13 protein-coding genes and 1 pseudogene are annotated in these 11,795 nt (G+C 70.3%); 8 read left to right on the plus strand and 6 right to left on the minus strand.

The annotated features are described in order from the left end of the window. Nucleotides 1-8 precede the first annotated feature (8 nt). Entirely contained in the window at nucleotides 9-917 is a 909-nt protein-coding gene (locus ACYQ8K_RS15925; RefSeq protein WP_459970374.1) for an N-acetylglutamate synthase, CG3035 family, read from the minus strand. After that, entirely contained in the window at nucleotides 917-1,510 is a 594-nt protein-coding gene (locus ACYQ8K_RS15930; protein WP_459970376.1) for a peptide deformylase, read from the minus strand. Before ACYQ8K_RS15930 ends, ACYQ8K_RS15925 begins: the two co-directional genes overlap by 1 nt. A gap of 202 nt (nucleotides 1,511-1,712) precedes the next feature. Between ACYQ8K_RS15930 and ACYQ8K_RS15935 the strand changes: the two genes are divergently transcribed. The 7 genes from ACYQ8K_RS15935 (at nucleotide 1,713) to ACYQ8K_RS15965 (ending at nucleotide 6,885) form a co-directional block, all read left to right on the plus strand. Continuing rightward, nucleotides 1,713-2,021 carry a DUF3263 domain-containing protein gene (locus ACYQ8K_RS15935; protein ID WP_007768412.1) on the plus strand — a complete coding sequence of 103 codons (309 nt, stop codon included), beginning with the start codon at nucleotides 1,713-1,715 and terminating at the stop codon, nucleotides 2,019-2,021. Between the two features lie 19 nt (nucleotides 2,022-2,040). After that, the gene (locus tag ACYQ8K_RS15940) at nucleotides 2,041-2,517 is read left to right on the plus strand and encodes a LytR C-terminal domain-containing protein (protein WP_459970377.1); all 477 of its coding nucleotides are present in this window, start codon (nucleotides 2,041-2,043) and stop codon (nucleotides 2,515-2,517) included. A 78-nt stretch (nucleotides 2,518-2,595) separates the two neighbouring features. After that, nucleotides 2,596-3,264 (plus strand): superoxide dismutase[Cu-Zn], encoded by a 669-nt coding sequence (gene sodC / locus ACYQ8K_RS15945; protein ID WP_459970379.1) that lies wholly within the window; start codon nucleotides 2,596-2,598, stop codon nucleotides 3,262-3,264. Then, nucleotides 3,245-4,384: a glutamate--cysteine ligase gene (locus ACYQ8K_RS15950; RefSeq protein WP_459970423.1), complete on the plus strand. Its 1,140-nt coding sequence runs from the start codon at nucleotides 3,245-3,247 to the stop codon at nucleotides 4,382-4,384. Before sodC ends, ACYQ8K_RS15950 begins: the two co-directional genes overlap by 20 nt. Then, nucleotides 4,384-5,022 (plus strand): LON peptidase substrate-binding domain-containing protein, encoded by a 639-nt coding sequence (locus ACYQ8K_RS15955; RefSeq protein WP_459970381.1) that lies wholly within the window; start codon nucleotides 4,384-4,386, stop codon nucleotides 5,020-5,022. Before ACYQ8K_RS15950 ends, ACYQ8K_RS15955 begins: the two co-directional genes overlap by 1 nt. 25 nt (nucleotides 5,023-5,047) lie before the next feature. Next, entirely contained in the window at nucleotides 5,048-6,070 is a 1,023-nt protein-coding gene (locus ACYQ8K_RS15960) for a TIGR03617 family F420-dependent LLM class oxidoreductase (protein ID WP_459970383.1), read from the plus strand. Next, nucleotides 6,067-6,885 carry an enoyl-CoA hydratase/isomerase family protein gene (locus ACYQ8K_RS15965; RefSeq protein WP_459970384.1) on the plus strand — a complete coding sequence of 273 codons (819 nt, stop codon included), beginning with the start codon at nucleotides 6,067-6,069 and terminating at the stop codon, nucleotides 6,883-6,885. Before ACYQ8K_RS15960 ends, ACYQ8K_RS15965 begins: the two co-directional genes overlap by 4 nt. Nucleotides 6,886-6,889: 4 nt before the next feature. Here ACYQ8K_RS15965 and ACYQ8K_RS15970 read toward each other — a convergent pair whose 3' ends face one another. Together ACYQ8K_RS15970 and ACYQ8K_RS15975 are read right to left on the minus strand one after the other, a co-directional pair. Continuing rightward, nucleotides 6,890-7,813, minus strand: coding sequence for an SDR family NAD(P)-dependent oxidoreductase (locus tag ACYQ8K_RS15970; RefSeq protein ID WP_459970386.1), 924 nt, complete (start codon nucleotides 7,811-7,813; stop codon nucleotides 6,890-6,892). A gap of 5 nt (nucleotides 7,814-7,818) precedes the next feature. Beyond that, nucleotides 7,819-8,649, minus strand: a complete 831-nt coding sequence (locus ACYQ8K_RS15975) for a DUF2867 domain-containing protein (RefSeq protein WP_459970388.1) — start codon at nucleotides 8,647-8,649, stop codon at nucleotides 7,819-7,821. 21 nt (nucleotides 8,650-8,670) lie between these two features. Between ACYQ8K_RS15975 and ACYQ8K_RS15980 the strand changes: the two genes are divergently transcribed. Beyond that, nucleotides 8,671-9,267, plus strand: a complete 597-nt coding sequence (locus tag ACYQ8K_RS15980) for a TetR/AcrR family transcriptional regulator (protein WP_459970389.1) — start codon at nucleotides 8,671-8,673, stop codon at nucleotides 9,265-9,267. Here the strand turns inward: ACYQ8K_RS15980 and ACYQ8K_RS15985 are convergent. Both ACYQ8K_RS15985 and ACYQ8K_RS15990 read right to left on the minus strand, forming a co-directional pair. Then, nucleotides 9,241-11,436 (minus strand): AAA family ATPase, encoded by a 2,196-nt coding sequence (locus tag ACYQ8K_RS15985; RefSeq protein ID WP_459970391.1) that lies wholly within the window; start codon nucleotides 11,434-11,436, stop codon nucleotides 9,241-9,243. The genes ACYQ8K_RS15980 and ACYQ8K_RS15985 overlap by 27 nt on opposite strands. After that, nucleotides 11,433-11,795, minus strand: a pseudogene (locus ACYQ8K_RS15990) (CDP-diacylglycerol--serine O-phosphatidyltransferase); the annotation flags it as partial. The pseudogene ACYQ8K_RS15990 and the gene ACYQ8K_RS15985, both read right to left, overlap by 4 nt.

The raw sequence follows: 11,795 nt of genomic DNA on the forward strand, positions 1-11,795 counted from the left end.
GGGCATGACTAGACGCTATCCCAGTCGCCGGGGCGCACCGGGACGTAGCGGCGGCGGTGGTGCAGCCGGAAATCCAGTGCCGCGGCGAGCGTCGTCGCGCCGGTGTCTGGCACCCGCAGGTAGCCTCGCGTCGCGCCGCGCGCGGCGCCCCACGCCAGCAGCGCCTCGCATACGTTCGCCGCCGTCCGCTCGTCGGCGTCCGCGAAGCGCAGGCACGAGATGCCCACCCAGCGCGCGCCATCGGGCGCGCCGGTCACCGCGGCGCGCGCGACCGCTTCCTCGCCGTGGCGCGCGAACGCGAGCTCGCCGTCGATCACGGCGGTGAGCACGTCGATCGGGATGTCGCCGCCGGATACCCGCAGCCACGCGTCATCGGGGCGCGCTGACAAGGCAACGGACGGGCCGGCGGCGCGGGCTGGCGCGCCGGAAAGATCGCGCACCACAACACGTTCCGTGCATTCGCCGGTCAGCCCGGGCGGTGTCGGCAGCATCCGATCGGGCAGGGCCAGTCGCGGCGCGAGGCCGCGGCGCTCATACCAGTCGACGATCGCCGGGACGGTGCTTACCTGGGCCGAAAGATCCAGCGGCACCGCGGAATTGGCGGCGAGCCCGACGCCGTGGCCGGCTCGCAGCAGCCAGCCGTCCAGCCAGGAGTGCTCCGCGCCCGGCCAGGCCGCGGCGGCGGCATGCTCGAGCGCGCGGATCTGCGACGTGCGGATGGGGGTGTCGGTGAGCACCCGCAAGGCGACCGCGTCGGCGGGGGCGAACTCGACGACCGCGCCGGTCTTCGTCTGCACCCGCACTACCGGGTCGACCGCCAGGAGGTGGCCCACCGCGTCGGTCAACGGCGGCACCGAACCGGCCGGGCGGCGATAGCGAACCGTCACCCGGGTTCCCGGGTCGGGCCACAAAACCATCAGTGACCGAAGGGGTCCGGTCCCTCGCCGGGCATCCAGGAGAGGCCCGGTACGCCCCAGTTGTGGGATTTGACGGCACGTTTCGCGCTGCGGGCGTGCCGGCCGATGAGTCGGTCCAGATAGAGGAAGCCGTCCAGGTGCCCCGTCTCGTGCTGCAGCATCCGCGCGAACAGGTCGTTGCCTTCGATCGAGATCGGCTGGCCGTCGGCGTCGAGCCCGGTGACGCGGGCCCACTTGGCGCGGCCGGTCGGAAAGGACTCGCCGGGCACCGACAGGCAGCCCTCGTCATCGTTGTCCGGGTCGGGCATGGTCTCGGGTATCTCGGAGGTTTCCAGGACCGGATTGACGACGACACCGCGGCGGCGCTCGGTGCGGCCCCGGTCGTCGGCGCAGTCGTAGACGAAGACCCGCAGGCCGACCCCGATCTGGTTGGCCGCCAGCCCCACCCCGTGCGCCGCGTCCATGGTGTCGTACATGTTCGCGATCAACTCGGCCAGGTCCGCGGGCAGTGAACCGTCGGCAGCGACCGGCACCGGCTGTGTCGGGGTATGCAGGACGGGATCTCCCACGATGCGGATCGGAACGACGGCCATGGTCGGCTAAGCTACCGCACGCCCGCGGGCCGCTCAGCCTGCGATCGGAGTCTGGGCAATCTTGGCCAATCGGCCGACTCGCGGGTCTGGATGACGGCTTGAGGGTTTGGCGCGTGTTTCAATATTCGCCGAAAGACGCCCTTAGCTAAGTCAAGTCATTCGAGCAGTTCGGAATTCGCCGAAAGGGTCCAGGGGAAGCGATATGGACAGCGCCATGGCGCGGGCAAATCGATCGGGGGACGACTCTGAGATCGCAGATGGGCTGACCCGCCGCGAGCACGACATCCTGGCCTTCGAGCGCCAGTGGTGGAAGTTCGCCGGTGTGAAGGAAGACGCCATCAAGGAGTTGTTCTCCATGTCGGCGACGCGTTACTACCAAGTGCTCAACGCGCTCGTCGATCGGCCCGAGGCGCTGGCCGCCGACCCGATGCTGGTGAAACGGCTGCGCCGGCTGCGCGCTAGCAGGCAGAAGGCACGTGCGGCGCGGCGCCTCGGCTTCGAGGTGACCTGACTCGTTACAGTAGGGGTCGATGAAAGAACGAGTTCCCGACTCCACCGGGCTGCCCCTGCGGGCCATGGTGATGGTGCTGTTGTTCCTCGGCGTCATTTTCCTGCTGCTCGGTTGGCAGGCCCTGGGTTCGTCCGGGAGCTCCGACGACGATTCGGCGTCCGCGGGGTCCAGCGCGAGCGCCACCAGCTCGGCGTCGGCGTCGCCCACCAACAAGCCGGCCAGCACCCAGGCAGAGGTGCAGATCTACAACATCTCCTCGAAAGAGGGTGTCGCCGCGCGCACCAAGGACCAGCTGACGTCCGCCGGTTTCAAAGTCACCAAGGTCGACAACATGACCGTGCCGGACGTCTCCGCCACCACGGTCTACTACACCGACGCCGGCGACGAGCACGCCACCGCCGATGCGGTGGGCAAGAATTTGGGCGCGCCCGTCGAACCGCGAATCCCCGCACTCAGCGGCGAGCCGCCGGGCGTCATCGTCCTCGTCGCGGGCTAATCGCCGGGCTGGGCTTGATGGCCCGACTCCGCCGCGAGCCGTTCCGGCTCGCATCGTCGCCGGGCTAGGCTGCTGGCTATGCCTAAGCTGCCTCCGTTGGTTCTGGCCGGTTGTGTCGCGCTGCTCGGCGCCTGCTCGTCGCCTCAGAACGCGTCGTCGGTTCCGGGTACCACCCCCGCGGTCTGGACCGGATCGCCGTCACCCTCGGAGGCCAAGGCCTCCGAGCCGGGGCCCGCGACGGCGCCGAGCATCACCACGCACCTGAAGGCGCCGGACGGGACGCAGGTCGCCACCGCGAAATTCGAATTCAACAACGGCTACGCCACCATCACCATCGAGACGACGGCCAACGGCGTGCTCACGCCGGGCTTCCACGACATGCACATCCACAAGGTCGGCAAGTGCGAACCCAACTCGGTCGCCCCGACCGGCGGCGCGCCCGGCGACTTCCTGTCCGCCGGTGACCACTTCCAGGCGCCCGGGCACGCGGGCGAGCCGGCCAGCGGAGCCCTGCCCCCGTTGCAGGTGCGCAAGGACGGCGCCGGCACGCTGATGACCACCACGGACGCGTTCGCCATGGAGGATCTGCTCACCGGGCAGAAGACCGCAATCATCATCCACGCCGGTGCGGCCACCTCCGCCAACGCCGGAAGCAACAACCAGACCAATCCGGGCCCCAACGACATGACGATGAGTACCGGTGACCCCGGCAAGCGGGTGGCGTGCGGTGTCATCGGTGCCGGCTAACAGGGCCAACACCCACATCGACTTCGCCCGCTCGGCACGGCCGACCCTCGGGGTCGAGTGGGAGTTCGCCCTCGTCGACGCGCACACCCGCGACCTGAGCAACGAGGCCACCGCGGTGATCGCCGAGATCGGCGAAAATCCGCGCGTACACAAGGAATTGCTGCGCAACACTGTCGAGGTGGTCACCGGCATCTGTCGCTCCGCGGGTGAGGCGATGGAGGATCTGCGGCAGACCCTGGGTCCGGCGCGCCGCGTCGTGCGCGAGCGGGGCATGGAGCTGTTCTGCGCCGGCGCACACCCGTTCGCGCAGTGGACTACTCAGAAGCTGACCGACGCACCGCGCTACGCCGAACTGATCAAGCGCACCCAGTGGTGGGGACGGCAGATGCTGATCTGGGGTGTGCACGTGCACGTCGGCATCTCCTCGCCGAACAAGGTGATGCCGATCATGACGTCGCTGCTGAACTACTACCCGCACCTGCTGGCGCTGTCGGCGTCGTCGCCGTGGTGGACGGGTGTGGACACCGGGTACGCCAGCAACCGGGCGATGATGTTTCAGCAGCTCCCCACCGCGGGGCTGCCGTTCCAATTCCAGACGTGGGCGGAATTCGAACGCTTCGTCTACGACCAGAAGAAGACCGGCATCATCGACCACGTCGACGAAGTGCGTTGGGACATCAGGCCTTCCCCGCACCTGGGCACGATCGAGATGCGCATCTGCGACGGCGTGTCCAACCTGCGCGAGCTGGGTGCGCTGGTCGCGCTGACGCACTGCCTGGTGGTCGACCTGGATCGCCGGCTGGAAGCCGACGAGTCGCTGCCGAGCATGCCGCCCTGGCATAACCAGGAGAACAAGTGGCGCGCCGCCCGTTACGGCCTGGACGCGGTGATCATCCTGGACGCCGACAGCAACGAGCGATTGGTCACCGAGGATCTCGACGACGTGCTGAACCGGCTGGAGCCGGTGGCCAAGAAGTTGAACTGCGTCGACGAGCTGGCCGCGGTGGCCGATATCCCACGGCAGGGTGCCTCCTATCAGCGGCAGCGCCGGGTGGCCGAGGAACACGACGGCGACCTGCGTGCGGTCGTCGACGCGCTGGTGGCCGAACTGGACATCTGATGACGGAACCCCTTGAGCTGGCGATGTTTCCGCTGGAGTCGGTGCTGCTGCCCGACCAGGCCCTGCCATTGCGGATCTTCGAGCCCCGGTACGGCGCGCTGGTGCGGCACTGTATGGACATCGGCGAGCCGTTCGGCGTGGTGCTGATCTCCCGCGGGCGCGAGGTCGGTGGCGGCGATGCGCGCTGCGACGTCGGTGTCCTGTCCCGGATCATCGAATGCGTCGACCAAGGCGCCGGGCGTTACGTGCTGAATTGCCATACCGGGGACCGCATTCGGGTGTCCGAGTGGTTGCCCGACGACCCGTATCCCCGGGCGACGGTCACCCCGTGGCCCGACGAGCCCGGCGCTGCGGTGACCGACGATCAGCTGCTCGAGGTCGAAGACCGGGCCATGGCGCTGTTCGAACGGATCGCGCAGGCTCGCGACATCAAGCTCCCCGGCCGCGACGTGATCCTGGGCGACGACCGGGGCGGCCCGGCGGGAAAGCGCCTGTTCGCGTTGGCGTCTCGCATCCCGATCGGCACGGCCGATCGCTATTCGGTGCTGTCGGCGCCGACGGCCGCCGACCGCCTGGCCGCGCTGCGCGAGGCTGTGGACGCGGTCGCCGAGGTGGTGGAGTTTCAGCTTTCCGAATGACCGGTGTGGGAAATAGGACGGGTGCATGAAGGTACATCTCCAGGTCAGCGGTTCGCCGGCGCAGGCGGCGGCGAGCGCCGCCGAGATCGCCGCGATGGGCGCAGACGGATTGTTCACCTTCGAGGGCCAGCACGACGTCTTCTTCCCGCTGCTGATCGCCGCCGGAACGACCGGCCTGGACCTGATGACCAACGTGGCGATCGCCCCGCCGCGCAGCCCGTTACACATGGCGCACTCCGCCTACGACCTGCAGCTCTGCAGCGGCGGCCGATTCCGGCTCGGCCTCGGCTCGCAGATCAAGGCGCACATCGAGAAGCGTTACGGCAGCAGCTGGGACCGGCCCGCGCCGCGGATGGCCGAAGCCATCGCCGCGATCAAGGCGATCTTCGCCGCATGGGAAGGCAAGGCCCGCTTGGACTTCCGCGGCGAGTTCTACACGCACACCATCATGGCGCCCAACTTCAATCCCGGCCCCAACCCGTTCGGGCCGCCGCCGGTGCTGCTGGGTGCGCTGGGGCCGGTGATGACGCGCACCGCCGCCGAGGCTGCCGATGGCCTGCTGGTGATGCCGTTCAACAGTGCCCGTCATTTCGCCGAGCGCACCGTGCCCGCCATCGGTGAGGGGCTGCGCCGCTCGGGGCGGACGTTGACCGAGTTTCAGATCATCGCCCAGGCCATGGTGGCGGTCGGCCGCGACGAGGCCGACCTGGCGACCGCGATCGACGGGGTGGGCTCGCTCATCGCGTTCTACGGCTCCACGCCGGCGTACTTGCCCGTGCTGCAGGTCGAGGGTTGGGACGACGTCCAGCCCGACCTCAACGCGCTGTCCAAGCAGGCCCGCTTCGCCGAGATGCGCGGGCTGATCACCGACGAGATGGTGGCCCGGATCGGGTTCGTGGGGACGCCCGAGCAGTGTGCCGAGCAGATCGCCGCCCGGTTCGGCGAGCACGCCGACGAGGTGTGCTGTTACTTCCCGGGTTACACCCCCCGCCCCGCGGATGTCGCCGACATGATCGGCGCCCTGCACCGGGTGCCCGCGCTGCCGTGAGCACCGACCTGACCGTCGAAATCGATTCGGGCGTAGCGGTACTCACGCTCAATCGGCCCGACCGGCTCAACGCCTACACCGCCGAGATGGGCGAGCTGCTGGGCCGCGCGTACCGGGAGTGCGACGAAGACGATGACGTCCGGGCCATCGTGCTGACCGGCGCCGGGCGCGCCTTCTGCGCCGGCGCCGATTTCTCCGGCGACGCGAGCCCGTTCGACGCGCCCGCGGACGATGGCACGTTCTCGGCCTCGCCGATCACCCCGGCGGCGTTCGAGTTGCGCAAACCGGTGATCGCCGCGGTCAACGGCCACGCCATCGGCATCGGGCTGACCATCGCGCTGCAGGCCGACATCCGCATCGTCGCCGAGGACGCGAAATACGGTGTGGTGCAGGTGCGCCGGGGTGTGCTGCCGGACTGCATGTCGCACTGGACGCTGACCCAGTTGACCACCCTCGGGGTGGCCGCCGACATCCTGCTCACCGGGCGCACATTCGGCGGCGCCGAGGCCGCCGAGCTCGGTGTCGCCAACCGCTCGTTGCCCGCCGGGCAGGTGCTCGACCATGCGCTGACCGTCGCCCGCGACATCGCGGTCAACGTCGCGCCGATGTCGGCGGCGATGTGCAAACGCCTGCTGTGGGACACCGCCATCAATCGCTACACGCCGCGCCAGGTCGCCGCGCTGGAAACCCTGCTGCACGAACGGGTGATGGGCGGCGCCGACGCCGCCGAGGGCGTCGCCGCATTCCTCGATCGTCGTGCGCCGCGCTTCACCGCGCAGTTGTCCCGCGACTGGGCGCCGTTGCCCGAGCTATGAACGGTCAGCTTGCGGCACACAGCCTCTCGGAGAGATCCCATAGTTCGGTCGCGCGCCGTGGGTCGCGGGCGTGCGGCGCGGCTTCGCTGATCCGGCAGTCCTCCAGGTAGAGGCCACCCCGGTCGGCCAGCTGCGGGCTGACCGCCGCCCACACCTGCGTCGCCGCCCCTTGGTCGGGCGTGACGAAGTCGAGGCGGCCGTCGGAGGGTTCGGGGCTGTTTTCGGCGGCGAGCTTGCGCAACTGGGAGAAATCCGTGCGTGACATGTACCTCGCGAGCGAAGTGGCCACGGTGCCCGGATGCACGGCGTAGGCACGGATTCCGGCACCGCGCAGGCGCCGGTCCGCCTCCACGGCGTGCAGGATGTTGGCCGTCTTGGATGCTCCATAGGCGGCGAACTTGTCGTAGTCGCGCCGCTCCCAGTTCGGGTCGCCGAAGTCGACGTCACCCATCATGTGGCCACCCGACGACAGGGCGACGACCCGGGCATGTCCACCGGCGGCGGCGAGCTGCGGGACGAGCAGCCGGGTGAGCTCGAAGTGTCCGAAATGGTTTGTCCCGATCTGCAATTCGAAGCCATCCCGGGTGCGGCCGAACGGTGTGAACATGACGCCGGCGTTGTTCATCAGCACATCGACGACCGGGGTGATGCCCGCGATCGCGGCGGCCGCCGCGCGAACGCCGGACAGCGCGGTGAGGTCGAGCTGCACCGTGGATGTCCGGGCTCCGGGTATCTCGGCGGCGATCCAGTGGGCCGCCTCCGCGAGCGCTTCGCGGTTGCGGGCGGCCAGGACGACATGCGCGCCCGCGGCCGCCAGCGCCCGGGCCGACGCGCGGCCCAGACCCGACGATGCGCCGGTGATCACACATGTCTTGCCGGACAAATCGATTCCGTCGACGACCTGCAGCGCGGTCGGGTGTTCGGTCATGCCGCCTAACTTATCCCCGCCGGGACACGACCCCGTCGCGCGCTGCGCCGCATCAGCCGCGGCGCCACGACCCGATGCAGCGGACCGATCAACGCCCAGACCGCCGGGGCGGCTATCCGGCGGCGATAGTGCAGCCGGGTGGTGAGCACCGCGCGTCGGCCGTCCTGGCGGCGCAGCGTCAGCTCCCCGCGCATCAGCGGCCCGCGCGTCGCCAACACCAGCTCGTCGGGATCCGACCGGACGATCGGCCAGCCGATCAGGTGACCGGCGGAGCGCGACGGACCCAGGCGCAACCGCAGCACGTTGCGGTGGACCCACAACACGAGCTTTCCGCCCGCGCCCGGCCTGTCGCCGAGTCCGTCGCGAAAGGCTTGTTCGGCCGTGCGCGTGTCGCCGGCGGTGATCGGCACTTCGAAGACGTCCACGTAGTCGGCCGCGGTCTCGCCGGTCTGGGCCCGCGCGTCGAGCACCGCTGCCGCAACGCGTTTCAGGGTTCGCCGCACGACGATGCGGTGCCCTCCGGTCCCAATCACCAGCGCACGGTAGGCCTTGCCATGGATGCCGGGGAAGTCCGCCCAGGTCGCCGCCCGCACCCGGGTTCGCGAGGAGCCGTCCACCGCGTCCAGCTCGAAGACCCATCGGTAGACGGCGAACCAGTGGCGGCCCTTGAGCGCGAATCGCGCCGGTGGTCGGGCCTCGTCCAGGACGAAGCCGAAGGGCACGGTCGACGGGTCGTGCGGGTCGCGGCACATCACCCGCAGCAGCGCCGCCCACGTGTCGTCGCGGTTGGCGTCGATGGTTATGGCATGCTCATCGATATAGGGTAATCGTTCCATATAGAAGGAATATACTAGATCATGGCTCCTCCGCGGAAGCACGAAACCGATGTGATTCTCGACGCGGCCCGGGCGCTGGTGCTCGACGGCGGCCCGCGCGCGGCCAGCGTGGCCGCCATCGCGAAAGCCAGTGGCGCGCCGGCGGGCACGTTGTATCACCGGTTCGGCAACCGCGACGGCATCCTCACCGCGGCGTGGCTGCGGGCCCTCGAACGCTTCCAGGCGCGCGCGCTGGCGGCGCAGGGCGACACCCCGACGGCGACCGCCGTGGCGATGGCCGTGGCCGCCGTCGGCTTCGCGCGCGCCCTGCCCGACGATGCGCGGCTGCTGTTGACGGTCCGGCCCGGCGACCTGCTCGACGGCGAGCCCGACGCGGCCTTCCAGCGGACGCTCGCCGCGATGAACGCCCCACTGACGCAGCACGTCGCGGCGCTGGCCCGCCAACTGTATGGCAACAACAGGCCGCGCTCCGTCGACGCGGTCGCGCGAGCGGTGGCCGACCTGCCCTACGCCGTGGTGCGGCGCCACGCGCGTGACGACCCGATGCCGAGCTGGCTGGAAAAGGACGTGGCGTCCTCGGCGCTGGCCGTGCTACAGAGCTTTGGCGAACGCGCGTAGCGCCTCGACCTGCGCGGGATCCAAAGAGGGGCGGACGTTTTCGCGCGCAGTCGCGAGGTCGGCGGCCGTCACGTCGGTGGCGTCGATAGATCGGCGCATCGCGGTCAGCGCGGCCTCCCGTAGCAGCGCCACGCAGTCGGCGGCGCTGTAGCCGCCGAGCCCGGCCGCCACCTCGTCCAGGTCGACGTCGCCGCTCAGCGGAATGGATTTGCCTGCCGTGCGCAGGATTTCGCCGCGGGCCGCCGCTTCGGGCGGCTCGACGAAGACCAGCCGCTCCAGCCGGCCTGGCCGCAGCAGCGCGGGGTCGATGAGATCCGGCCGGTTGGTGGCGCCCAGCACGACCACGTCGCGCAGCGGGTCGACCCCATCCAGCTCGGTCAGCAGCGCGGCGACCACTCGATCGGTCACGCCCGAATCGAAGCTCTGCCCACGCCGCGGCGCCAGCGCGTCCACCTCATCGAGGAAGATCAGCGACGGTGCCGAATCCCGGGCCCGCCGAAACAGTTCGCGCACCGCCTTTTCAGAGCTGCCGACCCATTTGTCCATCAGCTCGGAGCCCTTGACGGCATGCACCGACAGCTGCCCGGTGCTGGCCAGTGCCCGCACGATGAAGGTCTTGCCGCAGCCCGGTGGCCCGTACAGCAGCACGCCGCGCGGTGGCTCGACGCCCAGCCGGGCGAACGTGTCCGGATGGTGTAACGGCCACAGCACGGCCTCGGTCAGCGCCTGTCTGGCCTCGGCCATGTCGCCGACGTCATCGAGGGTGACGTTGCCGACGCTGACTTCCTCGGTGGCCGAGCGGGACAGCGGCCGGATGACGGTGAGCGCACCGATCAGGTCCTCCTGTTTCAGTTCGGGCGGCCGACCGTCGGCGCTGGCCCGCGACGCCGCTCGCAGCGCCGCCTCGCGCACCAGCGCGGCCAGATCGGCGACGACGAAACCCGGTGTACGCGAGCCTATTTCGTCGAGGTCGAGATCGCCGGTGGGGACGTTGCGTAGCAACGACTCCAGCAGCGCTTTGCGGGTGCCGGCGTCGGGCAGCGGCAGGCCCAGCTCGCGGTCGCACAGGTCGGGGGCCCGCAGCCGGGCGTCGAGCTGGTCGGGTCGGGCGGAGGTGGCGATCAGGGCGACGCCCTCGGTGGCCACGGCATTGCGCAACTCGCCCAGGATCAGCGAGGCCACCGGCTCGGCGGTGGCCGGCAGCAGGGCGTCGACGTCGGTGATCAGCAGCACGCCGCCACCGTCGCGGACGGTCTGCACCGCCGAAGCCACGGCCTTGACCCGGTCTTCGGCGCCCAGCGCGCCGACCTCCGGGCCGTCCAGGGTGACCAGCCTGCGGTCGCCGCATACCGCGCGCACCAGCGTCACCTTGCCCACCCCGGCCGGGCCCGACACCAGCACGCCGAGGTTGGCGCCGGCACCCAGTGTCTTGAGCAGGTGCGGTTCGTCGAGCGCGAGCTTGAGCCATTCGACGAGCTTGGCCGCTTGCGGCTGAGTGCCTTTCAGTTCCTCGACGACCATCTCCGGCTTGGCGACTTCGACCGAGATCCGCGGCGCGGCCGCGGCACCGGACGGCACGCCGGCGCCCCAGGTGACCAGCGAGTTGGGCTGCACGCTCACCGGCCCGTCGGGGTCGACGCCGGTGACTGTCAGCAGCTCGGAGGTCCAGCTGATGCCGACCGCGGTGGCCAGCGCGGCGGCAGCCTGTGACGTCGAGGTGCCGGGGCCCAGGTCGCGGGGCAGCAGCGATACGGCGTCGCCCACGGTGATCACCTTGCCCAGCAAGGCTTGTCGCAGCGTGACCGGCGAGATCGACTGGGTGGCCAGCGCCGAGCCGGACAGCGTCACCGACCGCGCGCCGTAGACGGTGACCGTGCCGACCACCACCGGGGTGCCCTCGCGCAGTCCCGCGTTGGACAGGGTCACGTCGTCGAGCAGCACGGTGCCGACCGGCGTGTCCGGTCCGGCCAGGCCCGCGACGGCCGCCGTGGTGCGCGCCCCGATCAGCGACACCGCGTCCCATTCCCGAATGCCCAGTGCGGCAATGGCATTCGGATGCAGCCGAACGACGCCGCGGCGGGAGTCGACGGCGGAGGTGTTCAGCCGGGCGGTCAGCGTGAGCTGACGGGCCGAACCGGCGCGGTGCGCATCGTCGCCGGAGCGACTCACGGCAAGCGCCTGCCCGGCTTGCGCAGGCCCAGCCGCGCCACCGACCGGCGGTTGGGTTGTGCCCGGCGGATCGCCCGCCGGGCGGCGCGGCGTTGCTTGGGCGCGTCGTCCCACGCCTCGGGGTGCGCGGCCAGCCAGCGCGAGTTGCGGATGGCGAACGGCACGTGGCACAGGTAGGCGACGATGATCACCCAGATCAAGACGTAGGGCGCCAGCACCGCGGCCGCCGCGCAGATCGCCAGGACCGCCAGCAGCGGTGCCCCCCCACGGCGCGGCACCGCCCCCCCGGGCGACTTTTGGCAAGGGATAATTCTGGCCATCAGGAAAGAGGGCCCCGGGATGAAAGAGCCCACGGAAAC

It is taken from the genome of Mycobacterium sp. MUNTM1 (assembly GCF_054660795.1).

What these genes read in the sequence shown, in the direction of transcription:
- ACYQ8K_RS15955 (WP_459970381.1), top strand. Translation starts at nt 4,384, where the DNA reads ATGACGGAACCCCTTGAGCTGGCGATGTTTCCGCTGGAGTCGGTGCTG.
- sodC (WP_459970379.1), top strand. Translation starts at nt 2,596, where the DNA reads ATGCCTAAGCTGCCTCCGTTGGTTCTGGCCGGTTGTGTCGCGCTGCTC.
- ACYQ8K_RS15925 (WP_459970374.1), bottom strand. Translation starts at nt 917, where the DNA reads ATGGTTTTGTGGCCCGACCCGGGAACCCGGGTGACGGTTCGCTATCGC.
- ACYQ8K_RS15975 (WP_459970388.1), bottom strand. Translation starts at nt 8,649, where the DNA reads ATGGAACGATTACCCTATATCGATGAGCATGCCATAACCATCGACGCC.
- ACYQ8K_RS15940 (WP_459970377.1), top strand. Translation starts at nt 2,041, where the DNA reads ATGAAAGAACGAGTTCCCGACTCCACCGGGCTGCCCCTGCGGGCCATG.
- ACYQ8K_RS15935 (WP_007768412.1), top strand. Translation starts at nt 1,713, where the DNA reads ATGGACAGCGCCATGGCGCGGGCAAATCGATCGGGGGACGACTCTGAG.
- ACYQ8K_RS15980 (WP_459970389.1), top strand. Translation starts at nt 8,671, where the DNA reads ATGGCTCCTCCGCGGAAGCACGAAACCGATGTGATTCTCGACGCGGCC.
- ACYQ8K_RS15970 (WP_459970386.1), bottom strand. Translation starts at nt 7,813, where the DNA reads ATGACCGAACACCCGACCGCGCTGCAGGTCGTCGACGGAATCGATTTG.
- ACYQ8K_RS15960 (WP_459970383.1), top strand. Translation starts at nt 5,048, where the DNA reads ATGAAGGTACATCTCCAGGTCAGCGGTTCGCCGGCGCAGGCGGCGGCG.
- ACYQ8K_RS15930 (WP_459970376.1), bottom strand. Translation starts at nt 1,510, where the DNA reads ATGGCCGTCGTTCCGATCCGCATCGTGGGAGATCCCGTCCTGCATACC.